Source organism: Duncaniella muricolitica (assembly GCF_910574735.1).
Taxonomy (GTDB): domain Bacteria; phylum Bacteroidota; class Bacteroidia; order Bacteroidales; family Muribaculaceae; genus Duncaniella; species Duncaniella muricolitica.
This window is the reverse complement of the sequence record NZ_CAJTCF010000066.1, coordinates 1-24740: the sequence shown is the minus strand read 5'-3', so window position 1 is coordinate 24740 and position 24740 is coordinate 1. Positions and strand designations below refer to the sequence as shown.

General features: G+C 43.0%; 26 protein-coding genes and 1 pseudogene. 16 read left to right on the top strand and 11 right to left on the bottom strand.

Annotated elements, in window-relative coordinates:
• Positions 1–144 precede the first annotated feature (144 nt).
• From QGT73_RS17540 to QGT73_RS13315, 5 genes are all read left to right on the top strand, one after another.
• Positions 145–513, top strand: a complete 369-nt coding sequence (locus QGT73_RS17540) for a transposase family protein (protein WP_425278403.1) — start codon at positions 145–147, stop codon at positions 511–513.
• A gap of 15 nt (positions 514–528) precedes the next feature.
• Complete coding sequence (locus tag QGT73_RS13330) at positions 529–1275, top strand: ISAs1 family transposase (RefSeq protein WP_341874121.1); 747 nt, start codon at positions 529–531, stop codon at positions 1273–1275.
• Positions 1276–1465: 190 nt separating this feature from the next.
• Positions 1466–2239, top strand: coding sequence for an IS5 family transposase (locus QGT73_RS13325; protein ID WP_280122741.1), 774 nt, complete (start codon positions 1466–1468; stop codon positions 2237–2239).
• A gap of 639 nt (positions 2240–2878) precedes the next feature.
• Positions 2879–3562 carry a hypothetical protein gene (locus tag QGT73_RS13320; protein WP_124030754.1) on the top strand — a complete coding sequence of 228 codons (684 nt, stop codon included), beginning with the start codon at positions 2879–2881 and terminating at the stop codon, positions 3560–3562.
• Between the two features lie 14 nt (positions 3563–3576).
• On the top strand, positions 3577–4416 hold the full coding sequence (locus QGT73_RS13315) for a hypothetical protein (protein WP_280122740.1): 840 nt from the start codon (positions 3577–3579) through the stop codon (positions 4414–4416).
• Positions 4417–5590: 1174 nt separating this feature from the next.
• Here QGT73_RS13315 and QGT73_RS13310 read toward each other — a convergent pair.
• Together QGT73_RS13310 and QGT73_RS17535 are read right to left on the bottom strand one after the other, a co-directional pair.
• Positions 5591–5800, bottom strand: a complete 210-nt coding sequence (locus tag QGT73_RS13310) for a hypothetical protein (protein WP_136408932.1) — start codon at positions 5798–5800, stop codon at positions 5591–5593.
• 180 nt (positions 5801–5980) lie between these two features.
• Positions 5981–6181, bottom strand: a pseudogene (locus QGT73_RS17535) (tyrosine-type recombinase/integrase); the annotation flags it as partial.
• Between the two features lie 279 nt (positions 6182–6460).
• Here QGT73_RS17535 and QGT73_RS13300 point away from each other — a divergent pair.
• Genes QGT73_RS13300 through QGT73_RS13290 form a run of 3 tightly spaced genes read left to right on the top strand, consistent with a single transcriptional unit; the run spans position 6461 to position 9322 of the window.
• Positions 6461–7690 carry a site-specific integrase gene (locus tag QGT73_RS13300; protein ID WP_280122738.1) on the top strand — a complete coding sequence of 410 codons (1230 nt, stop codon included), beginning with the start codon at positions 6461–6463 and terminating at the stop codon, positions 7688–7690.
• A 15-nt stretch (positions 7691–7705) separates the two neighbouring features.
• Complete coding sequence (locus tag QGT73_RS13295; RefSeq protein ID WP_280122737.1) at positions 7706–8926, top strand: site-specific integrase; 1221 nt, start codon at positions 7706–7708, stop codon at positions 8924–8926.
• 21 nt (positions 8927–8947) lie between these two features.
• Complete coding sequence (locus QGT73_RS13290; RefSeq protein WP_036617603.1) at positions 8948–9322, top strand: virulence RhuM family protein; 375 nt, start codon at positions 8948–8950, stop codon at positions 9320–9322.
• Here the strand turns inward: QGT73_RS13290 and QGT73_RS13285 are convergent.
• The 3 genes from QGT73_RS13285 to QGT73_RS13275 form a co-directional block, all read right to left on the bottom strand.
• Positions 9294–9476 carry a hypothetical protein gene (locus QGT73_RS13285; protein WP_280122736.1) on the bottom strand — a complete coding sequence of 61 codons (183 nt, stop codon included), beginning with the start codon at positions 9474–9476 and terminating at the stop codon, positions 9294–9296. The two genes, QGT73_RS13290 and QGT73_RS13285, sit on opposite strands and share 29 nt — an antisense overlap.
• 188 nt (positions 9477–9664) lie before the next feature.
• Entirely contained in the window at positions 9665–9970 is a 306-nt protein-coding gene (locus QGT73_RS13280; RefSeq protein ID WP_280122735.1) for a helix-turn-helix domain-containing protein, read from the bottom strand.
• Between the two features lie 53 nt (positions 9971–10023).
• The gene (locus tag QGT73_RS13275) at positions 10024–10335 is read right to left on the bottom strand and encodes a helix-turn-helix domain-containing protein (protein WP_148356472.1); all 312 of its coding nucleotides are present in this window, start codon (positions 10333–10335) and stop codon (positions 10024–10026) included.
• 409 nt (positions 10336–10744) lie between these two features.
• On the opposite strand from QGT73_RS13275, the gene QGT73_RS13270 reads away from it, so the two are divergent.
• The 4 genes from QGT73_RS13270 (at position 10745) to QGT73_RS13255 (ending at position 14601) form a co-directional block, all read left to right on the top strand.
• Entirely contained in the window at positions 10745–11212 is a 468-nt protein-coding gene (locus QGT73_RS13270) for a DUF3408 domain-containing protein (RefSeq protein ID WP_280122734.1), read from the top strand.
• 339 nt (positions 11213–11551) lie between these two features.
• Positions 11552–11743 carry a helix-turn-helix domain-containing protein gene (locus QGT73_RS13265; protein WP_162222945.1) on the top strand — a complete coding sequence of 64 codons (192 nt, stop codon included), beginning with the start codon at positions 11552–11554 and terminating at the stop codon, positions 11741–11743.
• 18 nt (positions 11744–11761) lie between these two features.
• Positions 11762–13567: an HsdM family class I SAM-dependent methyltransferase gene (locus QGT73_RS13260; protein WP_162222946.1), complete on the top strand. Its 1806-nt coding sequence runs from the start codon at positions 11762–11764 to the stop codon at positions 13565–13567.
• Between the two features lie 8 nt (positions 13568–13575).
• Complete coding sequence (locus QGT73_RS13255) at positions 13576–14601, top strand: restriction endonuclease subunit S (RefSeq protein ID WP_280122733.1); 1026 nt, start codon at positions 13576–13578, stop codon at positions 14599–14601.
• A 95-nt stretch (positions 14602–14696) separates the two neighbouring features.
• On the opposite strand, the gene QGT73_RS13250 is transcribed toward QGT73_RS13255, so the two are convergent.
• The 6 genes from QGT73_RS13250 to QGT73_RS13225 form a co-directional block, all read right to left on the bottom strand.
• Positions 14697–15632, bottom strand: a complete 936-nt coding sequence (locus QGT73_RS13250; RefSeq protein ID WP_162222948.1) for a relaxase/mobilization nuclease domain-containing protein — start codon at positions 15630–15632, stop codon at positions 14697–14699.
• A complete protein-coding gene (locus QGT73_RS13245; protein ID WP_280122732.1) occupies positions 15629–15982 on the bottom strand; it encodes a MobC family plasmid mobilization relaxosome protein in 354 nt (117 codons plus the stop codon). The genes QGT73_RS13250 and QGT73_RS13245 overlap by 4 nt, the downstream gene beginning before the upstream one ends.
• A gap of 167 nt (positions 15983–16149) precedes the next feature.
• Positions 16150–17088, bottom strand: a complete 939-nt coding sequence (locus QGT73_RS13240; protein ID WP_280122731.1) for a toprim domain-containing protein — start codon at positions 17086–17088, stop codon at positions 16150–16152.
• A gap of 250 nt (positions 17089–17338) precedes the next feature.
• Entirely contained in the window at positions 17339–18544 is a 1206-nt protein-coding gene (locus QGT73_RS13235; protein WP_280122730.1) for a primase-helicase family protein, read from the bottom strand.
• A gap of 307 nt (positions 18545–18851) precedes the next feature.
• Positions 18852–19232 (bottom strand): virulence RhuM family protein, encoded by a 381-nt coding sequence (locus tag QGT73_RS13230; RefSeq protein ID WP_280122729.1) that lies wholly within the window; start codon positions 19230–19232, stop codon positions 18852–18854.
• Between the two features lie 19 nt (positions 19233–19251).
• A complete protein-coding gene (locus QGT73_RS13225) occupies positions 19252–20463 on the bottom strand; it encodes a site-specific integrase (protein WP_217968467.1) in 1212 nt (403 codons plus the stop codon).
• Positions 20464–20894: 431 nt separating this feature from the next.
• On the opposite strand from QGT73_RS13225, the gene mobA reads away from it, so the two are divergent.
• The 4 genes from mobA to QGT73_RS13205 all read left to right on the top strand — a co-directional run bounded on the left by mobA (position 20895) and on the right by QGT73_RS13205 (position 24629).
• The gene (gene mobA, locus QGT73_RS13220; protein ID WP_280122728.1) at positions 20895–21317 is read left to right on the top strand and encodes a conjugal transfer protein MobA; all 423 of its coding nucleotides are present in this window, start codon (positions 20895–20897) and stop codon (positions 21315–21317) included.
• Between the two features lie 253 nt (positions 21318–21570).
• Positions 21571–22392, top strand: a complete 822-nt coding sequence (locus QGT73_RS13215) for a helix-turn-helix domain-containing protein (RefSeq protein ID WP_341874120.1) — start codon at positions 21571–21573, stop codon at positions 22390–22392.
• 80 nt (positions 22393–22472) lie between these two features.
• The gene (locus QGT73_RS13210) at positions 22473–23093 is read left to right on the top strand and encodes a CatA-like O-acetyltransferase, family 2 (RefSeq protein WP_280122726.1); all 621 of its coding nucleotides are present in this window, start codon (positions 22473–22475) and stop codon (positions 23091–23093) included.
• A 249-nt stretch (positions 23094–23342) separates the two neighbouring features.
• Entirely contained in the window at positions 23343–24629 is a 1287-nt protein-coding gene (locus tag QGT73_RS13205; protein WP_280122725.1) for an MATE family efflux transporter, read from the top strand.
• Positions 24630–24740: the final 111 nt, after the last annotated feature.

The following is a 24740-nucleotide window of genomic DNA, read 5'->3' as shown; positions in this document are numbered from 1 at the left end:
CTTTTCGTCAAGCCATATGTCATAGGACTGTTCCGTGCGCTCGAAGCGCACCATCTCAAATAGTTCGTCCATGCCCTCGGGCAGGCACATCCATATTGCATCTGCGGTTTTCATACCGCAAATTTAACACTTTTCTCAAAATCCATGCACCGCCATTTCGGCTTGACCCAGAAATATCGTTTTTACCCTACGGGCAGCATCATGGACAGACTGGTTGATTTTGCCTCGTCTGTGCCCGACTTCCGCAGAACAGGCAAGGGAAACCACCGTTACAGACTCCGGGATATCATAATGCTGATGGTACTTGGCCGTACCTCCGGATTTGTCGGCCGTGCCGATATAATTGCTTTCGGCAAACACAATATCAAAAGGTTCCGCAAAATGGGGATGTTGAAAAATGGCGTGCCGTCCGAAGCGATCCTTTGCCGAGTGGATAATGGCATAAATGACTGCGCCATGGCCGACTGGATGCAGGAATTTGTCGAAGTGTTTCATGCTCAGTTGCGGAGCTGATCCGGGGACCGGGAGATAATCTGTGTTGACGGCAAGGCCGAGCGGGGCACAGTTCTGGCGAACGGGCGAAATCCTGATATCGTGTCGGCTTACTCGTTCAACACAGGTATAACGCTGGCTACAGAGGCCTGTCAGGAGAGAAGCAATGAAATAAAGGCTGTCCCACAGCTTATCGACAAACTCGGTCTTGCCGGAAAGATTGTGACAGCCGACGCCATGCCCATGCAAGAGGACATCATAGACAGGATAAGAGGTAAAGGGGCGGATTTTCTCATTGAACTCAAGGCCAACCAGCCTTCGTTGCGTTACGGAGTGGAAGACAGACTCAAAGAGCATAAGCCGCTGTATTCTTATACGGAAGGTCCCGAACTCGGTCATGGAAGAATCGAGACAAGAACATACAACATATATGACGGCCTCGAAATGATTGCCGACAAGGAGAAATGGGGCGGAAACATGATGATTATAGAATACATGGCCCAGACCGTCAGAAAGACAACCGCGAAACATACACGTGAGAAACGGCTGTATGTAAGCAGTCTGCCGGCATACACTCCTTTCCTGGGCTCCATTGTGCGCCATCACTGGTCGATAGAAAGTATGCATTGGGGACTGGATGTAAATCTGCTGCAAGACAAGGTGAAGCGCAAGTCGGCAAAGGCCGCCCGCAACCTTGACACAATACAAAGAATGGTCTACTCTGTATTTTCCATATGGAAAACATCGTGTAGACTAAATTTTGAACTGCACCCCAAAAGTTGAACACAAAACTTTTGGGGTGCAGTTCAGTTGTTATATAGCCTCATATTCTGATTTGACTTATCGGGTAAATAAATTGCGCTGAATATTTTAGTCGACTCTTAGAGTATGTTTAGTTTTAAACCAATTTAAACATTAAGGAGCACACAAAACCCTCAATCAGAGTGTTGAAAGGAGAAAAAGGTTTTTGAATATGCATAAAATATTCTTCTATCAGACACATCTGACCGAGGGTCAATGGTCTTATATAAACAAAGTATTCTTTGAAAATGATTGCAGACACCGCAAATATTCCTTGCGCTCCATATTCGAGGCCGTTCTCTATCTTTTGGTTAGCGGCTGCCAGTGGCGCATGCTTCCAAAAGACTTTCCCAAATGGCAGGCAGTGTACTGGCATTTTCGCAAATGGAGACAAGACGGAAGAATTGAACACTGTATTGAGAAACTTGTCATGAAAATACGAAGGAAGCGAAGACAAAATGAACTTCCGACCATCGGAGCTCTTGACGCACAAAGTGTAAAATGGGGCAATCGCCACAGCGACAACGGTTTTGATGCAAACAAGAGGGTAAAGGGCATCAAACGTAACATTGTGGTTGACCGCAACGGATTCATTCTTGGCAGGACTGTCGACACAGCGTCCAAACATGATTCCAAATTGGCTTTCAGACTTTGTCAAGTGACTGCATATACATGGAGAACTCTCAAAAAGATTCTCTCTGACCGAGGTTATCGAGGTGAAATAGCAGAGCAGATAAAACAAGATCTGCAGATTGAACTTGAAGTCAGTAATACGCCTGACGGAGTCAAGGGATTCACTCCCAAACCCCTCAGATGGGTAGTTGAGAGAACATTTGCATGGCTTGACAGTTTCCGCAGATTGACTAGAAACTATGAAGCCTCTACTGAATCCGCAGAAGAGATGATTGACTTCGCAACTATTAAATTGCTCCTAGCTCACTTGTAAAATTAAATTTCAGTTAAAACTAAACACAATTTTAGTTTAAGGTATATTAATGCTGATTATCAATGATATAATTGTATGAAGATGTACTAAATTCGTACTAAATAGAGAGCTGTCCGAAAACGCATAGAAACGAATTATAGATAATTTGCTGTCGTTAACTTTATTTATTTGCCTTGATTTTCTTCTTTCGGTGGTAAGGTTGGTGTAGGGATATGGGCTGGTGAAAAGAAAAATTTAGGTGGGCATTTCTCTTTTGCATCGCATATATTTATAGATTTGGTTCGGTTTATATATCTATATATAGAACCAAACCAAACTTATTTTTGCCCAGCCTATTGACTCGCAACACAAAAAGTCGTAACTTTGCAATTGATTGGGAGTAATCCCATCACGACATTTTGAAAAATAAGAAGCGTTATGCTTATCTCTTGAGAGTGGAAACCTGAGAAACTTCGACAGAGCAAGAGTAGCATAGTGGTTCTCACGCTATGGCGTGGGCTGCTATTGTTACATCTGCTCACAGGCTTTCTCAGGGCCTCCATTCTAAGACGTGGCATTGCAGTTCCACGCTTTGTGTTTTAATTAGTCTGCTTAAGGAGTTGCAAGTAGAACAACATCAACCAATCGAACCCCTGCGATATGAAAACGAAATCCTTGATTATTACTCTTGTTGCCCTTATAGGATTATGTTCTTGTGGACAATCCAAAGAAGAAAAGGCACAAGAAATGGCAGCTAATTATCTTAAAGGTGTTTTATATCATTTTGATAGTTATGAACCACTGCAAACAAAAGTTGATAGTTCTTTTGTTGCGCTATCAACGGATAGGGAGGCAATTGAACTCACATTGGATATGTTGAAGCTTTTTCAATCAGCACAGGAGTATGCAGATAAAATCGAAAGTGCTGAAAGTTCTATGGAGATTTGGTCTCCGAGTGGATATTCATCAGCATATAGTAAGGGGGAATACCGCAGGGCAAAAGAAGAACGAGATAACAATCAACGACTTTTGGATAAGACAAAAGACCGAATCCAAAACCAATTCTCCAAAATAAAAAGCAGACAATCCTATTTGGAAGCAGAGGCTTTGTTGAAGATTGGTGATTTTAACGGGTGGAAAGTATATCACAAATTCAAAAGCCTCAATGGGGCAGGAACTCTTGATTTATTCGGAGAATATGTATTCTTTTGTGATGAGGATTTTAATGAGAAGTCTGCATATCCAAAAGAAGATTATGAGGCAATCTCAAAAGTTATGATCGCAATATCATCGTCGAACGATATTTCTGATATGATTGAGAAGGTCCAAGAAGAAATTTACTAATCCCATAGCACGTTATGATAATCAAAAAACGCCCTATTATCACTTGGTTGCTTAATCCTGACACACCTGGATTTCAGGAGGGTTTGACGTTCGCCGCTCCTCAAAATAGAGAGAACTATGAAATTCTCAATGAAGAGTTGAAACATTTAAAGGAAATACGAGCGATGAAACCCAAATGGGGATTGCCTGAACTTGTAATGCCTTCCTTCGAAAGAGTTATGGAGAAAAGCGCACCAGCTTTTGAAAAAATCATGCCGGATTTATTCAAAGAGTTTAGCGAAACGGATGAGTGTGGTATTCTTATACTTCGTAACAATGAAACCTTAGTTTATGGTTTTGGCGACAATCAATTGAATATTTGGTTCTTTAATGAACAAAACGGACATAGTATGTTCCATTTCTCTGCCGGATATGAATTTGTTGATGGACAGCCCAAATTATTAATGATTGACTCAATTTTATATGATGATAACTTGTTGGCTGGTACTATTCAACATCGCATTGATGAAATTGGAATTCGACTTCGCTTTATTGCCGTATATTTAGCCGTTAAGAAATATATAAAAGTCGAGACTCTAATTATTCCTCAAGGCACATTTACTGCGGTTGCTGGAACGCCACTTGAATATGTAGAAAAGAAGAAGGTTATAAATCAATGTGGTCAGGAAGTCATTGTTATGGATTCAAAATGGTTCAAGAAGATAATCAATGACAATGACATTCCTGTTAGAGGTTTCTTTCGCATGCAGAATAAGAAGAATCCCGAGGGAGTATGGTACAAAGAACTTATTTTTGTAGATCTATTTATCCGTCATGGTTATCACAGAAATGCCAAAATTGAAGATGACATATAACAACAATCTTTATTATGAGGAAATTTATACTCTTAACATTTGCGCTGCTCTGTGCATTAAGCTCTTCGGCACAGGGTGAGACTTCGACAAGTAACAAGAATGACTCTATATCTTCATATATAGCAACAATACTTGAGGATATAGATATGAGAATTCTCAAGAGTGAAGCAAATGACCGATATAAATTCTATCCAACAGAGAACATATATAACTTTCTTAAATTGGATACACGAACTGGGAGAATAGAGCAAGTTCAATGGTCTTTGGACACCGATAAGGAAGGGTCTGTTTCTATTAACAATGAAGACCTCTCATGGAGCAGTGGCAGTTTGTTTGAACTTTATCCAACACAGAATATGTATCAATTCCTTCTGCTGGATAAGACTAATGGCAGAGCGTGGCATGTCCAATGGGGAATGAAAGATAAGGAAAGATGGATACGAAGGATTTATTAATCAGAAGGGTTAATCTTAGTTGAGTACAATTTGTTTTCCAAAAGGTATTCAATAATCCTCGGATTCCAAAGGTTGACCTTTGGCTCATTCGGGATATTTTCAGCGTTGACTTGTCAATGCGGCTTGGAAAATTCCCTAATGAGCTAAGGAATTTCCTGTCGGTGTAATTTCCATGACGGTGTTGTGGTTGTATTTCGCATTGGCTTTGATATTGATTTACGGAATGACTGAATGATTAGATGATTAGTCACTCAGTCATTTTGTCATTTAAATGATTAATCATTCAGTCATTTCATCATTGATGTTAGAGGGCATTATTGGGTGATGAGGTTGTGGAGCGTTTTGGGATTACAGGTAATACCTAAACATAAACTCGCTCCACCCTAAAACGACCTCCTATGGCAATGAGAAAAACAAAGAGCGGTCACGGCAGTGACTGCGGTTTCGGCGGTGGCTTTTCGGAGAAAAAGGAATCCCGAAACATATCCTTGCACTCCTTTTTTCTCATCGTCATAATGACGATAGTCAGTGTAATGACAGTATTCGTTTAAGTCAACACATCCACTGCAATGACTGTAGCAATTTAGTGATTATATCCGACCGTCGGGAGAGAGCCTTTTGAGGTAGTTAGACGGTATCTTGCCGATTACGAAAATCCGATTTTTCTCATTGTCCCCCTTGCATTCTTTGCACTTTTGCACAATCAAGGGTCAGCTTCATCAAGGAATAAGGGTGTGTGGTATCTGTGTTATTTCAATATTACCCCGTGGCATTTTTGACACTTTGGCATTTTCAAAGTGTGCAAGAATGCAAGGTGTGCAATGGGATAATTCCTGAAAAATGTTGACTGACACCGCCACACTATCTGCATTTCCTGCATTTTCAAGTTCCAAAATGCGGATAATGCAGAAAATGCGAGCGTTTTTCATCGTTTTTTCTTTTCTCTGCCCTCATATATTGTCTTGGTTCGGATTTGCCCTATATATACCCCCCGTACTGAACCAAACCAAAATTCATAGATGATGACCGCCGGAAAAAAGAAGAACCCTCCGATGTCGGTCGGAGAGTTCCAAAAGTGCCAAAGTGTCAAAAATGCCACGGTGTAAAATCTACATGCTGACCGCCTCGCAGTCATAGTCAAGGTCGCCGAGGCTGTTGATTGCGTCCTGCTTCTGCTGGTCAATGACGTGGAGATATTTCTCGGTCATCTTGATACTTGAATGTCCCATTAGAGAGGCAACGGTCTTGATGTTCGCTCCTGCACCAAGCACATTTACAGCGAAACTGTGGCGGGCGAAATGGAAAGTGATAGGCTGTGCAAGGAAAAGCGGACAGGTGAGGATAAAACGTAAACCGTTTGAAATGATCTTTGTTTCAGCATTCTGCCAAGTGGAGAAAATGCAAATAATAACGGAATATTGAGGTTGTTCAGTTACCAAACCGTTAGCCGGGCAGTTACCGAAACGGGAATAGGTAACGGCAGGCAATGAAAAGAAACCCTCACCGTTTTGTTTGCGCTCATACACAGTGTTTTGCATATCAAGGAACGCTTATACGGCAAGTAATTTTGCACTAAAAAATATAAGCGTATGAAAGTAGAAAAATTCAAGGTGTTGCTCTACCTCAAAAAGAGCGGACTGGACAAATCGGGTAAAGCCCCGATAATGGGAAGAATCACCGTGAACCGCACGATGGCACAGTTCGGATGCAAGCTGTCCTGCACGCCTGAATTGTGGAATCCACGTGAAAGCCGTCTGAACGGCAAGAGCAAGGAAGCTGTGGAAACCAATACCAGGATTGAAAAACTGCTGTTGGCGGTGAACAACGCTTTCAACAGCCTTGTGAGTCGTAAAGTGGATTTTGAAGCCACCGATGTGAAGAATCATTTTCAAGGCAGCATGGAAACACAGATGACTCTCATGAAAATGACGGATGTTGTCTGTGACGACCTCAAAGCCCGTATCGGCATAGACCGCGCGAAAGGAACTTATCCCGGCTATCACTATATGCGTCTGACCCTCGGAGAGTTCATCGAGCATCAGTACAAGGTCAAGGACCTGTCATTCGGGCAACTGACGGAACAGTTCATCCACGACTATCAAGCATTCGCTATGGAAAACAAGGGATATGCGATAGATACCGTCCGCCATCATCTTGCCATCCTGAAGAAGATATGCCGTCTGGCTTATAAGAAGGGGTATGCCGACAGGAGCCATTTCCAGCATTTTACCTTGCCGAAGAAGACTGAAACGACACCACGGGCATTAAGCCGTGAATCGTTTGAGAAAATCCGGGATGTGGAAATACCTGCTTACCGCAAATCCCACATGCTGGCAAGGGATATGTTTCTCTTCGGATGCTATACCGGAGTCTCTTATGCAGATGTCGTTTCAATTACACATACCAATTTATATCCGGATAAGGACGGGGCTTTGTGGCTGAAATACCGCAGAAAGAAGAACGAACTCCGTGCCAGCGTAAAACTATTGCCCGAAGCTATTGCGCTTATCAATAAGTACCATAGTGAGGACAGGGAAACCTTGTTTCCTTTACTTCGCTGGTCAAATCTCAGAAGGCACATGAAAGCGTTGGCGGCATTGTCAGGAATCAAGGATGACTTGTGCTACCATCAGGCCCGCCATAGCTTTGCCTCGTTGATAACGCTTGAAGCAGGCGTTCCGATAGAGACCATCAGCAGGATGTTGGGACACTCCGATATCTCCACCACTCAGGTATATGCCCGTGTAAGCCCGAAAAAACTATTTGAGGACATGGACAAGTTCATTAAAGCGACCGAAGATTTCAAACTCACTCTTTAACACTTAAAGAATAATATGCGAAGTACATTTTCATTATTACCCTACATCAACCGCAGCAAGGTAAAGGCTGACGGTACGACCGCCGTATTGTGTCGTATAACCATTGACGGCAAACAGACCGTCATCAGTCCCGGAATTTATTGCAGACCGGAAGACTGGAACGGCAGGAAGAACGAGATAAAGTCCGCAAGGGAGAACAACCGTTTACGGGAATACCTGCGCCTGATGGAAGAAGCCTACTTAGAGATACTGAAATCGCAAGGTGTGGTCAGTGCGGAGATGCTGAAGAACCATATCACCTTGAACAACATCCATCCGACGACCCTCCTGCAAATGGGGGAATGGGAAAAGGAGCGTTTGAAGAAACATTCCGAGGAAATAGACTCAACTTCTTCCTATCGGAGTTCAATGTATTACCAGAAGTACCTGACAAATTATCTCATGTCTTTGGGCAAGAAAGACATAGGCCTTGAAGAAGTCACGGAAGACTTCGGCAAAGCCTACAAAGCGTTTTTGAAGAGATGCAAGAATTTCGGGGCTTCCCAAACCAACCATTGCCTGCGTTGGTTGAACCGCCTGCTTTATTTGGCTGTCGATAAAGAGATTATCCGTGTGAATCCCTGCGAGGATCTGGAATACGAACCAAAGTCGGAAGCAAGGCACAAGTATATCAGCCGTGAGGAGTTCAAGAAGATACTTTCCACCCCGATGTATGACAAGCGGATGGAACTGGCAAGACGGGCTTTCATCTTTTCGACCCTGACCGGACTGGCGTATGTGGATATAATGCTCCTGCATCCACATCATATCGGGACGAATGCGGATGGTAGGCGGTACATCCGCATCAACCGCAAGAAGACAAAGATAGAGGCGTTCATTCCACTGCATCCCATAGCGGAGCGGATATTGTCGCTGTATAACACGACTGACGATGAACATCCCGTGTTCCCGCTTCCCAATCGGGATGCCCTGTGGTTTGATATCCATGAGATGGGCGTTATCATAGGGAAAGAGGATAACTTGTCCTATCATCAAAGTCGGCACAGCTTCGGAACATTCCTGATTTCGGCGGATATACCTATCGAGAGCATCGCTAAAATGATGGGACATTCCAATATCCGGACGACACAGGGTTACGCACGGATAACCGATGATAAAATCTCGAAGGACATGGACAAGCTAATGGAACGCAGGAAGATACAATCTACCGGCGAAAAGCCAGACAGCAATAAGTAAACAGTATCAATTCAATACATTATGGACAGAGGAATAATAACAATCAGTGAAACGGGTGTAGTCATTATGCCGACAGTACCCGTATGGATGACACAATTCGAGATAGCCGACCTGTTCGGGATGTTCTCATGCGATATCCGCAAGGCGATTCATACCATTTACAAGAACAAGGAACTGAACGAATTTGACACGATAAAGTATGTCAGGCAACCGGATGGTATCAGTTATGATGTCTATAACATTGAAGTGATTATAGCCGTTGCATTCAGGATATGCAGTAAAGAGAGTGTCTTGTTCAGACGGTTTATAATAAATGAAATTAGCACCATTAAGAAAGCTACACCGATTACACTATTTGTTGTCAGCGTCAGAGGTAATAACCGATGGTATAGTTGAGGTTCATCCCGTCAGCCACTCGTTTCCGATGCACGGATGCAAAGGTAGCGTATGGCTTGATGGCAGCGGCAAGGTCGGGCGGCAGAGCCGTTTCGGGCAGAATCTTCCTCCTTTGGAGTGTATTCAGCCCGAAAACCTTGTCACTGCCTGCCATACGCTTGAAGAGCATCCGGCAACGGAAACAAGCGACTGGCGGGAAATCAGAAGAAAGAAGAGAGGAACGGCTTACAGACGAAACGGGATTTTGACGCTCCATCCGTAAACCGTTCCTTTCTCTTTTTGCCGAAAGTCCATTGCTCCGCAATCATAGGGCAGACGGCAAACTGCGCTCCTTCAAGAAAATCAGATTGCAGCCTGTCGATAGACAGAGCGGTAGCCGTCAGCCAGCATCCTTTCGATGTCGGATTCACGGTAGAGGATTTTGCCGCCCAACTGGATATAGGCGATACGCCCTTCGTTTCGGTAGTTCTGAAGCGTCCGGCGGCTCACCTTCAGCCGAGCCGACACCTCCTTGTCGGTGAAGAAACGTTCACCGTTCAGTGTCGGGCGGTAATTGGCGGTCAGATGTTCGAAGCTGTCCAAAAGACGGTCGAGACTGCCCATGAAGTGGATTATCCACTCGTTGTCCTTGTTAATCAGTTCATTCATGTTACTTTGGATTTAGTGAGTATTGTTAGTTTACTTCGTTCATTTCATCAAGTTTATATAGTTCTTCCTTTGAACTTTGCTTCTTTGCGCCTGTCCTCCACAACGGAAACAATGCGCTGTACATCATCGGGACGGTAGTAGGTCTTGTGGCTTATCTGCGAGTAAGCCAGCGTCCCATTGTCCCGAAGGGTCTGCAACGTGCGTGGGCTGATGTTGAGTATCCGGCAAACGTCCTGATTGTCCATCCACTCGCCCATTGTCTTCTCTCCGTGCCGCTGACAGATGGCATCCATGTGGCGGACGAAACGGTCGAACTTGGCGACCATCGCCTCAAAGGTCTTTCTTTCAATTGATACGATTTCCATATACATACTTTTTATTGTTACTGTTTCTTTTGCCGCAAAGGAATACATAATCTGTTATCCGGCAATGGATTTCCCGGAAGTGGAAGCATGTGGCACAGGTTGGTAGAGGTTGGCACAGATTTGGTGTATATTCTTAATCCCGGAAATCAGCAATGTGGCAAGAGTGAAAACAAGGGCTTAATTCAAACCTGACTGTAATCGCACCTTTGTTCTTCCGGCTATTCACGTCCGGCGAATCTGTGAAGTCCTCACCAATATCTCTGTCATCATAAAGCAAAATCGCACAAAATTGCCTGATCGGCTCCAAACGCTTGACTGACTGCACTAAAGTATCTTACTTTACTTGCGATAATCGGTCAAGGCACAGACCAAGACCACAGTAATAACTTAATCAACCTGTTTTATTCTTATGAAAAGAGAACCAAGTATCAGTGAGCAGCAGGCTCGTGAAATCGTGGAAAGAATGGGACGCAGGGAATCCCGCAGTGAGAAGTATATGGACGATTTCTACCGGAACATCGGTCTGGATCCGGAACGGCTGTCACAACCCGGCAGGACCGTCACGAAAAAAGCGGAAACAACTACGGTGGATGAACCGTCAGGCGAAACACCTGAAGATATGGCAGTGCCGCAGAAGCGTGTCAGCAGCAAACAACGCAGGCTGTCGCTGGACGAGTACCGTACCGCTTACCTGCGAGTACCCAAGATAACCGACCGCAAGCCTGTGTTCGTCAGCGGTGAGGTGCGTGACCAACTGGACGGGATTGTCCGCCGTCTCGGCGGGCGTGGCATGAGTGCGTCGGGACTTATCGAAAACCTCGCCCGCCTGCACCTTGAAACCTACCGGGAGGATATCAAGCAGTGGCGCAAACTCTGAGCGGATTACGGTAGAACCAATCAAGTCGGTGGATATACTCCATCGGCTTGACTGATATTCCAAATGAGTTATTATACTCACAGACCAATCCGACAGGCGGAGGATTCTTGTGTCCTCAAAAGAGTTTTGCTTAATTGTATGCTCTGATATTAAGGCATTTACATCAATTCAACATTCTAACGGGTTACGATATGCCAACTTGCAGGCTTCATCGTATTTCTCAAATTTGCTTTTTCAAATAACGCTATTGTTTGGTACAAAGGTACAACTTTTCCTATATATAGACATCAATTACCAAATAAAATTGTGTATCTTTGCCGTCGAAAGACAAATACGAGTATGAATAGGATAAAAGAGGTTTTGGAAGTACGAGGTATCAGCCAAACAAAATTGGCAGATAGGCTCGGTAAAAGTTTCAATATGGTAAATCTATATGCGACTAATAAGATTCAACCCCCTATTCCTGTTTTATATCAAATTGCAGACATCTTAAATGTGGATGTCAGGGAGTTGTTGTTACCTAACAAATAGTCAAATCGCAAAGATATTATGATTCGGACAGAAGACGAAATAAGAGATAGCGCAAAGAAAATACTTGGTTTTGACGAAAAAGAGCCTAATATCAAACAAGGTACAGGTCAAATTACAACCTTTAACCAATTAGGTTTTAAGGGAATTTCTGACAAACCCGATGGATGGTATTTACCATCAGATACACAGGACGTTGCACTTATTCTTGAAGCAAAGTCAGAAAAGGAGAATATCTTTTCTGAAAAGCATTACGCCGAGTTGGTAAAAAATGTAGAAATAACATCTCAGCAATATAAACGTATTGTTGGAATACTATATAATGGTACTGATATTCGAGTAATTAAATACACGAAAGATAATAAGAACTGCGAAGAAATAAGCGATGTTGCGACGACACTTCAAAACAAACGTTACTATATTGCTCTTTTTAGGGAAAACAAAATCAACAAGCAACAAATTTATTCCCTAACAAAAAAGATAAACGATTGTTTGCATATTCAATTTGGCATTAAAAACCTATACCACAGGATGATTATTACTGCTTGCGCTTTGGTAGCAAAGAGGTATGGGGCTATGTTGGAAAAAGGAATGGAATATAGTCTTATGACTTCCTCTATTCTTAATACATTATCAAAATCTCTCGAAAAAGACAGAAAACAAAATCTGAAATTAGACCTTCTTGTTGAAGTCTATTCTGAAATAAAGATGAATATGACTAATAATCAAGATGCTATTGATAATTTTATTTCTTGGGTTTCTGAGATTTCAGATTGCGTAAACTCTGATTATTGGAATGGTGAAGATGTGATGGGAATATTCTTTAACGAGTTCAACCGATACAAAAAGAAATCAGAAAGTGGACAAGTCTTCACTCCTGACCATATCACATCTTTTATGTATAGGCTCATAGATGTAAATCAACATGACCGTGTTCTTGATGCTACATGCGGCTCGGGAGCATTTCTTGTAAAAGCCATGTGTAATATGGTGAAAGAAGCTGGAGGTGTAAATACATCTGAAGCAGCATTAATCAAGTCTAGTCAATTGTTTGGTATTGAATTTGACAGAGAAATTTTTGCTCTTGCTTGCGCTAACATGCTTATTCACAAAGATGGAAAAACAAATCTCGAACAGCTTGACACTCGTACAGATGAGGCTTGTGAATGGATTAAAGATAAGAAAATAACAAAAGTCTTGATGAATCCACCTTATGAACGAAAGTATGGTTGTTTGAAGATAGTTGACAACGTTTTAAAGTCTGTGCCTATTGGAACAAAGTGTGCATTCATCTTGCCCGATAAAAAATTGGAAAAGGATTACATTGACAAGAAATATGGCAACAAACTACTAAAAAACAATACATTGACGACTATAATAAAGTTGCCCGAAAATTTATTTTTTGGTGTCGGAGTAACTACTTCAATATTTGTTTTTGAAGCAGGAAAGCCACAGAATATGCGCAATATTATTGGCTATTATATAGAAGAGGACGGCTTGGAAACAGTAAAAAATCAAGGACGGCAAGATATAAAGGAACGTTGGCAAGAAAAAGAGGATTATTGGATTGGTGCAATCAGAGACGGAGAAGATTCAATATACGGCACTCGACAAATAATCAATCCATTAGAACATATTTCATATCAAATGCCTACTGCTCCTTTTGAAATATTTGAAGAGGATTTTGTTAAAACAATGATGGATTACGAAATGTTTCAAAGGGGTATAGATGTGAAAGATTTCAATGAAAAAGTTATGAAATCCGTGCTGTATAGTAGTACTATAAATGAAAATAGCGATACTGTAATAATCGAATTTTCCAAGTAAACAAAATTATGAAACGAATAGACATACAAGATTGGAAACCCTTTATGCTGGGAAGTCTGTTTGATATTGTCAAAGGAAGCAGATTGACAAAAAAAGACATGAAAGAAGGTGATATTCGTTACGTTGGAGCAACTGCATTTAACAACGGAATAACTAATCATATCGGCAATAGTGAAGAAACTCACCCTGCAGGGACATTAACCGTATGCTACAATGGTTCAATCGGTCAAACTTATTATCAAGATAAGAAATTTTGGGCTACAGATGATGTAAATGTTTTGTATCCAAAATTTTCAATGAACAAATATATAGCGCTATTTATAGCACCATTAGTAAGGTCTGTTGGAAAGAATTATGCATATACAGACAAATGGAAAATAGAAGATATGAAAAGTAGTGTCATCTATTTGCCTGTTACAAAAAATGGTCTACCGAATTGGGAGTATATTGAGCGATATATGAAGTCCATTGAGAAAAAAACGCAATTATCACTGAATATGTTAACAAAAGTTATAGGGGGGGGTAAAAACAAGCGTATAGAAAAAAGTACTTGGAAGGAATTTGTTATTGGTGACTATTTTAACGCGAAGAATACGGGAAATATTCTAAATAGGAATATAAATGACGGCTCTGGAACAACGCCTTTCGTCACTGCAAGTAGTGTCAATAATGGTGTTGTTGCTTATATTGACGCGACAAATTATAATCTAATTAAAGGTAATTGTATTCTTATAGGTGGCAAAACTTTCACACTAACCTATCAAAAGAGTGATTTTGTTTCGAATGACAGTCATAATATTGTTCTTTATTGTAACGACAATGGAAATGAACAAATTCTGCTATTCATTATTACAGTATTAAGATGCTCACTGAAAAGTAAATATCATTGGGGTGATGCAGTAACAAAAGAAAAACTTCTTGCCCAAACTATTACTTTACCTGCTGATAAAAAGGGAGAACCTGACTGGTATTATATGCAAAACTATATACTTTCTATTCAAGAACGAACATCTCATTCTCCTATTTTAATTTGATTATGAGCACATTTTATATCAAAATAATGCGGAATTGTTCTCAATTTTAGAGAATTATATTCCGCATCCATAAATAGGGTAAGTCAAATTCTATTTTACAACCTCATTCCCCGTTTGCGTTTCTTCTTCCTGCGAAGCATATCCGCCATCTCCTGATTGGCTTCCGCATCGGTGGCGTTGTAACCACTGCCGTTAAGCAATCCCAACGAGCCGTTGAAAATCTCATTGTGTTCCGAGTAGGATGGAGCACTTGGTGTGACTGTTTCACGTGATGGAGTTGTCATACCCTTCCGTTCTTCCTGCCTGTTGCGTTGCAAGGCTGCATCTATCTTGGAGTAACTGAAACGCCTGTCCACTTTGGAACCGTTGAAATGATAACCGTTCTTGACGAATATAACACCCTGCACCTCATCTGTCCGCCCCTTGTATTTGAAGCGCACTTCCACCCCCTGACGTTGCAGATTGGCGACAAGCACGTTCCAGTTACCACACCTGCCGACTTCCTTTTTCAGAATGTCATATAATTCGTACTTCGTCTTATCCGGCTCTTTTAGTCGGTTGCGCTTGACATTATCCTTTCCATCCGCCATGTGCAGACCGTATTTCAAGGTAAGTTCCTTACAGATATGGGTGCTGCGTAACCGCTCGTTCCTGTCAGAAATGGTGGCGCCGTTGTTGTCTATGCGGTTGAAGGCGATATGCACGTGCGGATGCTCCTTGTCAAAGTGGCGGGCGATGAAGAACTGCGTGTCCCGTATGTCCATCTTCTTCATGTATTCGAGTGCGATGCCTGCCATAACTCGGTTGGTCAGGCGTGGCTCGTCCTCCTTGGAAAAACTCAACGCTATATGTCCGACAGGCTTCGTCACTTTACCGTTCATCCGTGACTGTGCATTGAAACTCATGGCGATGGTTTCCTTGTTTTCCATGAACAAGCCGTCGTATGCCACCACCTGCGTACCCTTATCCTTGTCAAGGATGTAGTCCACCACACCCTTGAAGTCGCCTCCCTTTACGATTTTCGCCATCATATCCCTATCATGTTTATCAGTTCGTGAATTCTTGCTACCGCAACTTTACAATCCCAACGGGCTTCTGAGAATCCTCCGGCGTTCGCCTTATGCGCAAGCTGGTTGAGGTTGTTCGCCATGCCACAGAGCTGACGAACATAATCGGACTGTTCTTTTGACAGCCGTTCCTGCACATATCTGTTTCGGAAGCATTCCCTCATGTACTCACTCGGTGATACACCTGCCTCGTATGCTTTTGTCAGCAGACGGTAGTAGTCGGCTGTCGCCATCTTTACCGCTATACGGTATTTCAGTTTTTCGGTCGCTTCCTTTTTGGGGCGACCGCCCTTGTTACGTTCCTTGTGTTCCATATTTCAATGTTGTTACTGTTTATACTGAATAGACCAACGGGATGCCGCTCCTACAATTTCGGGGAGTGGGTTGCAAGTGGTTTCGGTACACCCGAAACACCAACTTGCTACCTCCCCGATTCCATCGGATGAATTTCGAGCATCTTCCGTTTTTTCCATCCTTTGGCTCATACCCCCAAGCCTTTTTTCTTGGGTTTAACGATGGCTCGTGGCGGTGGATTGACGGTTAAATTCTGTCGCTTACCACACAAGTAGTCGTTCAGGTCTTTGTGTCCGTTATAGTTGTGGGAGAAGTCCCTGATACGTCCTGAAAACTCTGCCGCCAGTTCCCAATACGCTTTCCGTCCTGCCTCGTCATTGTCAAGCAGACAGTGTATGCGCTCATATCCGTGCAACACATCTATAGCTTTGGATACATTGGAAACGGAATTGAGAATAACGTAATCCTGCCCGTCAAGGTTGGGCATGGTCGGGCAGTTCTTCATCCGCAAGGTGAGGAATGAAAGATAGTCCATCATCCCCTCAAACACGAGACATTTCTCTCTCGGCTCTCCCGACTGTCGGATATAGCTGATGTCCTTCGGGGCGATGCACCCCTTGAAGAAACGGTTGCGCACTTCATAGCCTCCAGCCACATTCGAGAACCCGATGGCGAAATAAGGCTTGCCGTTGTGGACGAAGTGCAGTTCCTTACATTCCGCTTGCGCCAATGCGGTGTTTATTCCACGCTCCCGCAAGTAGCGGAGCAATGCAGGGTGCGTGAGTTCTCTCACCTCCAAATGTTGGAAACTCGGTTCGGATGCCTGCTGGCGAAAAGAGAAAGACACGGGACGGACGTGCGGCGCTTGCTCCGCTATCTTGTTAAGCAGGTAAGGCACATAGTCCGAACCGTAGAGTTCCTGCGCTAATGCGATGATATTACCGCCCTTGCCTGTTCCAAAGTCGTACCATTGGTTGAGTTCGGTGTTCACCTTGAACGATGCTTCCGCTTCCTCCCTGAACGGTGATTTGTACCAAAGGCTTTTGCCCTGCTGCTTGACGGGGCTGTAGCCTAAACTTTGCAGATAGTCTGCCAGTCTGATTGTTTTTGCTTCTTGGATGTTCATAATGTATATTTCTACGGATTTGATGATGGTTGATAAAGCGATGATTTGATGAATGGGATAATATTCTTGTTGTATATCAACACGATAGACCCTCATCACGCTTTCATCAAAACATTCACCGAAAGAGAAAGGATATTGATGGTTTCTTTCTCTTTTCATCAGTAAAATGTCTTTGATGAAAAGTTGATGAGAAAATAACAGACTGTATTCCAATGATTTTATATACTTATTCATCATTTCATCAAAATAATCATAGTGTTTCTAAAAACGCTCTTGTCACGGTGTAATACCTTCCTGTCCTGCGAAGTGGAGAGTAACGGCATTCCCGGTTGTAGTCCACTTGGTAGGTGGTATATGTGAGGGTGTTGTGGGCAGGTGTCAGTTTCCAACACTCCTGCAATATCTTCCTCACTTGGTACTTCTCCGCCTTGACATAAGTGTTTGCCAACAACGAGAGAATGTCGTTGCAGCAAAAAGAGAAAGTGTCGATACCCGTACTTGCCATGATGTCAAGTATAAGTTCACACATCTCTATCTCCAATCTGTTGCGGTTGCTGCGGATTATCTTCTGCAAGGCTTCGGTATGCAGCAATGACGGGGCAAACCACATACGGCTCTCTTTCTCGGTGGATAGCTGTCTGTGCTGCAAATGGTAGAGGAAGGCAGGGATTTCCGCTTTCAGTTTTTGCAGGAAGTCGGTATCGTCCGACTGCAAGCGGTCTATCTTGCGCACCCAATAACGTGTTTCCCCTGCATCTATGATGACAGGCAGATACTCGTTGTTGGAACACAGCACGAACTTGGCGAAGAACGCTATCTCGTCACGGTCTTTGCCTTTGGCTTCCACCTTGTAGGATAATGTGGTACTCAGGTTTTTCAACCGTTCGCTGTCTTCTCTGCGACTAAGCAACACTTCATCCACCACGATAAGCAGCTTGCCAGCCCAATCGGAATTGAACTGGCTGCGGAAGTCCTCGTTGGTGTTAAATGTGACATTGTTCTGAAACAAGGCTTTCAGAAAGTTCAGGAACGTGCTTTTGCCTGTATTGCGTTCTTCCGATACCAATAATAGGATAGGTAACTTTTGAATAGGTTGCAGGTATAGCAGTTGCAGGTAGTCCATTCCCAACTCGTATTGTTCCCCGAAGATGTGCTCCACCAACGAATGGATAGAGGGAAAATCACCCTCCATCGGCTTGTGGTCTATAGGTTCATAGAGGTTCAGGAACTTGTCCACTATCGGACGGTAATTCACATGGTCGGGAACCGTGCAGAAGCCGTCATACTTGGGGACGGTGGCGAGAAAGTGCTTGCCGTAGTCCTGCCGCAGGGTCTCGTTGTTCCACACGATGCGTTTCTTCACATAGCCACCGTTCAGTCGGGGCTGGTTCACTAACTTGTAGAGGGTCGTACCCACTCGGATAAACTCCTCCTTGCAGATGTCTGATTTACTCATTGTTCATACGCTTAAATGGTTGATAAATAGTCGTGTGCAAAGTTAGAGTGAGCCGCTTGAAACCTTGATACGCAAATCACGGCAGAATGGCGCAAAAAACACACGGAATGAAAAACTTGCAGCCTGTTAGGGAGTATAACAATAAAAAATCCCGAAGAAACAACCGTTATAGAGAGGTGCTTCTTCGGGATTGCCACATTCCTGTGAATGAATGACAATACGCCTACCCAATTATGTATATGGATACATTGTCGGCAATGGGAATACGCATTGGTTTCATTACTTCATGTCGTCATATCTATATATTTTATGCCTGATACTTAGACATTTCCATTCTATTACCCAGCGAAAAGAAGATACTTGTTTTCTCTTTTCGCAAGTACATTCTTTCAAGTATGGCATTGCGTACCCGTTCCACTCCGTATGAGTTAATGCGGAAAGCAAGAGCGACAACCATTTCAAGGCTGTAAACATCCATACTGATTTTGTCCGACAGGTGGATATACCTCTGTACCTCATACTCTTTCAGTATTCTGTTTTTATAGACTGCTTTGATTGCAGCACGGACGGTTGGAGCGATAACACCGAACGGGCTGACAAGTTCAGCTTCGCTCATCCATATATCGGTAATGTTTTCAGGCATACTGACATTGCCCGTTCTGCTTATTGTTATGATGTTTCTTTTCATCCCTTATGGTATTTGGTGATTAAACAAGTTTCATTTTATCTCCAATTTTACTTTCCAACACAGAAAAATCCTTGTCTAATTTTTCAGTTGTTATCTTGGCGTAATGCTGCGTGGTGGTAATCTTTGTATGCCCCAACACCTTGCTGACGCTCTCTATCGGCATACCGTTTGAGATAGCCATTACCGCATACGAATGGCGGCTCATGTGGAAAGTCAAGTTCTTGGTTATCCCACACTCCGCCGCTATCTTTTTCAGCAGGATATTCGTCCATCCGTTCCTATAGACATGGAACAGGCGTTTTCCCCTGCGGAACGGCTCGTAGCGGTTGATGATTTTGCAGGCACTCTCCATCAACTTCACGTGGAAAGGTATTTTCGTCTTCTGCCGCACCGATGAAACCCACAGGTTGCCGTTTATCGTGACAAGGTTGTCGGTGGTGAGGTTCTTGATGTCGCTGAAAGATATTCCCGTCAGGCATCCGAAAACGAACAGATCACGTACAACTGTCATTGCCGGGTCATCGAAACGGTGCGACATGAGCGTCCGCACCTCTTCTTCCGTGAGGAACTCCCGCTCCTTCTTACCGCCGCTGATACAGCAGTCGGCGAAAGGGTCTCTCGGTATCAGCCCGTTCTTGTGCGCATGGGTCACGATGGACTTCAATGTCTCGCAATAAAGCTTGACGGTGGATTGCTGCACGCCCACCTCGTTACGGAGGTAGATGCAATACTGGTTCATGAAGTCTTCCGTCAGCTCGTTCATGCCGAAGTCGTTCCGCTTGTAGTAATACTTGATGAAGTTTGCCACATGGGTACGGGCTATCGTGTGTTTGTAGTATGTTTTCTTTGTCCTGTCCTTGCCCACACGCTTGGCAAAATCCGCATTGTGTTTATCGAAGGCACGGAGCAGGGTTTCGTACTCCGTGCCGATGCCCTGATAGGCGTTGCGCACCATTTCCGCCGTCACATACGCTTCCTTGTCCAATATGCGTTGGTAGTGCTTGATGATTTGCGCCTTGATGTTATCGAGGGCGAAGTTGATGTCACGGGCTTCCTTGCTTTTCCCCTTCACTTTGTTCGCCTTGGTGTCCCATTGCTCCATAGCAATGGAATACTTGCAACTGAACTGCGCTTGTGTTCCGTTGATTGTCACTCGCCCCATGATGGGAACAATACCGTTTTTCTCCTTGCTTCTGTTCACGAAGAACAGAATTTTGAATGTTGCTCTCATACCAGTTGTTTTTGGTTACAAAATTAGTTTCACACGCGCTAAATGGCTGTAAGCAAACCTCCGCAGAACGGCGCAAAATCAGTGTCGGGCTGTTAAAAATGCAGGTTTCCGGGGTTACGATTAGGAAACCGTTCTCTTTCTGCAATCCACATTTTTTTGCTTTTTCCCTATTCTGCAAAGTTGTGAGAAATACCGAATAAATCACTATCATACAGATGGTTGTCTTTTAATGGCTGCAAGTGGCGTAAATCGGAGTTCTTGTGTCCTCAAAGACACAGCAAGGTATATTTTCAGTTACTCGAATGCTTCCGAGTAACTGAAAATCCCAGCACTGCCGTGGGCAGAATTATCCTCCGCAGTCGGATAATTTCGGGGTTCCTTAATTAAAAATTAAACAATGGACAAGCCATAAAATTGAAAGAATAAGAAGAATGAAAAAGAAGAGCAAGTACGGGAGAAATCCCAAGTTGAATCCGAAGACGCACTGCGTGATGGTGCGCTTCGATGATGTGGAGTGGAACAGGTTCCTGACGATGTACGAGGAATCGAACGTGTATGCGAAAGCCGTCTTTCTCAAGGCGCATTTCTTCGGACAGAAGTTCAGGGTGCTGAAGGTGGACAAGACGCTGGTGGACTACTACACCAAACTGTCGGACTTCCACGCCCAGTTCCGTGCCATCGGTACGAACTACAATCAGGTCGTTAAAGAGTTGCGCATCCACTTTTCAGAGAAGAAGGCGATGGCGTTGCTCTACAAGTTGGAGAAACATACCATCGATCTTGTGAAACTGAGCCGGGAGATCGTGGAGCTTTTAAGGGAGATGTATGCCAAGTGGGAACAACAGAAAGGATAAATTCCATTGTACACCTAAAAAAATACGATAGATACACAGCCCTGTGAAATAACGCGAAACACCGAGAATTTCATAGGGTCCGGCATATCATCATCGGGCGTTCGGAACTATATGCGAAAGATGGGAATCGGCCGAAAGGATTGAAAATATAATTCTTATCATAGAAACGACTTTGTCATTATGCACAGTCGTTTCTATGTTTCATTTACCTCTTTTTACTTCGTAACCAGCACAAAATTACTACTTTTGTAAAATGATTCAAGAGACGTTCAAATTTTACAAGCCATGTAAGCTATTGCAACCTTACGTGAGATATTATTGGGTATTCAAAAGTAACCAGTTTTTGAATACCCTGACTTTTCCTATCGGTTGCCCTCAAATCATCTTCCATAAGCAAGCACCACTATATATTCCCGAATTGAATGCTGCACAAGACAAACTGACTGTGAGCGGACAAGTTAATTTCTCGTCACACCTATATGCAGACGGAAATACAGAAATGATAGTGGTTGTATTCCACCCTCACGCCATGAGTATGTTTCTGAACATACCGACTTCACTCTTTTATAATCAAGAAGTGTCCGGTTACAGCCTTGAAAACAAGAGTTTGAATGAACTGGCTGCACGAATATTCAACTGTGAGAATAATTCTATTTGCATAAGCTATATAGAAAAATGGCTGTTGTCACAAATTGCCGATAATTTGACTGATACCACATACAGAGTTAAAAGAATAGATGCCGCCATACAGCGAATATATATCACTCCGCAAATCTCTGTAAACGAATTATCTTCTATTGCCTGCCTAAGTAAAAAACAGTTTGAGCGGTTGTTTCATTCATTTGTAGGCATCAATCCCAAAGAATATACCCGTATCGTCCGCTTCCAAAAGGCTTTGGCGCAGATGCAGCATCAAGCGGGCAAAGAAATCAATCAGGCACAAATAGCATATGCCAGTGGTTATGCTGACCAGTCGCACTTTATCCGGGAGTTCAAGAAATTCTGCGGATATACGCCCGTGTCTTTGCTGAAAGTATCAAATCCATATTCCGATTTGTTCACCAATTCCATATAAATGTCCCGTTTGTTCTATCCGGGGTCAAACGCTTCTCCTACTTTTGCGACCTGATTCATTAAATGAAAATAGCATTAAGTATGAAAGAAGTAAATCCCCAAGAAACCAGCCGGGCATACGCCTTTGAAATGTGGATGAACGCACCTATGCCAATGGTGACGTTCTTTAAGACACTCAACGTGTCACGCCTTGTGAAAATCAGCTGGAAATCGGGCATGAAGTTTAATATGTTGATGTGCTGGTGCATCGGCAAAGCCGCAAGAAACGTGAAAGAATTTTATCTGCTGCCCGTTGGCGGTAAACTGATGCAGTACGATACCATTGCAGTAAACACCATTGTCGCCAACAGAGAGGGCGAGGTAAGTTCATGTGATATTCCTTTCTGCGATGATTTATCTTTGTTTAACCAACACTATCTGCAACTTACCAAACAAGTGGCTGAAAGTTGCGTCAATAACGACTTGACGGAAAGCATGGTTATCGGAACTTCCGCATTGGCACAATATGAAATAGACGGTGCTGTCGGGATGTATAGCGGCATTTTTAATAATCCGTTTCTTATTTGGGGCAAATACAAACGCTGCCTACTGAAAACGACACTCACCGTTTCTTTCCAGTTCCACCACACGCAAATGGACGGGGCGCACGCTTCCCGCTTTTTAGATGGGGTTCAGAAAGAAATTGATAAATTAAGAATATAAGTTCAGGAAAAAACGCTATCTTTGCAGAACTAACAGAAAAATAAATAGTTGTTCAACAATATGAAATGGCAGTTGTGCATATAGCTACGCTCAACGAATAGCACTTCAAATTATTGCTATTCAGCAATAGACAGGCTTATGTTTTAAGTTTGCCTGTCATTGTTTTGTCATTATCCCTTATTATAAATCTATAAGATTGTCGTGCTGCTTAAAGCGGCAGGATGTATTGTATCATATTGGTTTGAACAAATGAATTATACCTATAAGAAAATCTGGCTCATCGCTTTTCCTGTAATGATGAGCATCCTTATCGAACAGCTGATAAATATTACCGATGCTTTGTTTTTAGGACATGTGGGTGACGTGGAACTGGGTGCATCTGCCCTTGCCGGAATATGGTTCTTGGCAATTTATATGCTCGGCTTCGGGTTCAGTTTGGGGTTGCAAGTGGTAATTGCCCGCCGAAACGGAGAGCAGTGGTATGCAGAAACGGGAAAAACGTTCTTTCAGGGATTGTTTTTCTTGCTGATACTGGCGGTACTCCTCTGTCTGCTATCCAAGATATTTTCTCCCGTTCTGTTGAAACATCTGATGACTTCGGATGATGTTTATAATGCGGTTATCCGTTATTTGGATTGGCGTATTTGGGGATTGTTGTTCTCTTTCCCGTTCCTTGCGTTACGCTCGTTTTTGGTAGGCATTACACAGACAAAAGTTCTGAACATGGCAGCTTTCACTGCCGTACTGGTAAACATTCCGCTGAACTGGCTCCTGATATTCGGCTTCGATATGGGTATATCGGGAGCGGCTATCGCTTCTTCATTTGCCGAAATGTGTTCGCTGGCTGTATTGGCTGCATATATGTTTCGGCACATTGATAAAAAAGCGTATGGCTTATACTGGCATATTGATATAACTATATTGAAAGAGGTATTTTCTATCTCGGTATGGAGTATGCTCCAGTTCTTTACAAGTGTAGCCATTTGGTTTCTGTTCTTCGTGGCTATCGAACGTTTGGGAGAAACGGAGTTGGCTGTATCGAACATTGTAAGAAGTGTTTCCGCACTGTTTTCCGTTATCGTCAATGCGTTGGCAGGTGTCACCGGTTCTTTGGTGAGTAATCTGATTGGAGCAGGTGAAAAGAAAAAAGTTTTTCCGCTTTGCCATAAGATTATCCATTTAGGATATGCGACAGGCATTCCACTGATTACTTTTGCGTTGTTCTTTCACCAGCACATTATAGGGGCTTATACGGAAAATCCCGCTATCGTACAGCTTGCATGGCCGCCTTTTCTTGTCATGCTATTGAATTACTTCTTTGCACTACCCGGTTACGTCTATCTGAATGCTACAACCGGAACGGGAGCGACACGGACGGTATTCATTTTTCAGGTGATAACTACTATTGCTTATCTGTTATGCTTATGGGGATTAGGTTATTGTAATGTCACGTTAGCGGCATATTGGGCAGTGGAATACTTATATGTGATACTGCTTGGTACACAATCCGTCATTTATCTTAAATATAAACAATGAAGTTGTTCAAACTTATTTCGAGATGTTAATAATACAGTAAAATAATAAAAATACAGCGCATTCAGCAAAGGGCGCACTATATTATAGTTCCCACACTCTAATATACCGTAC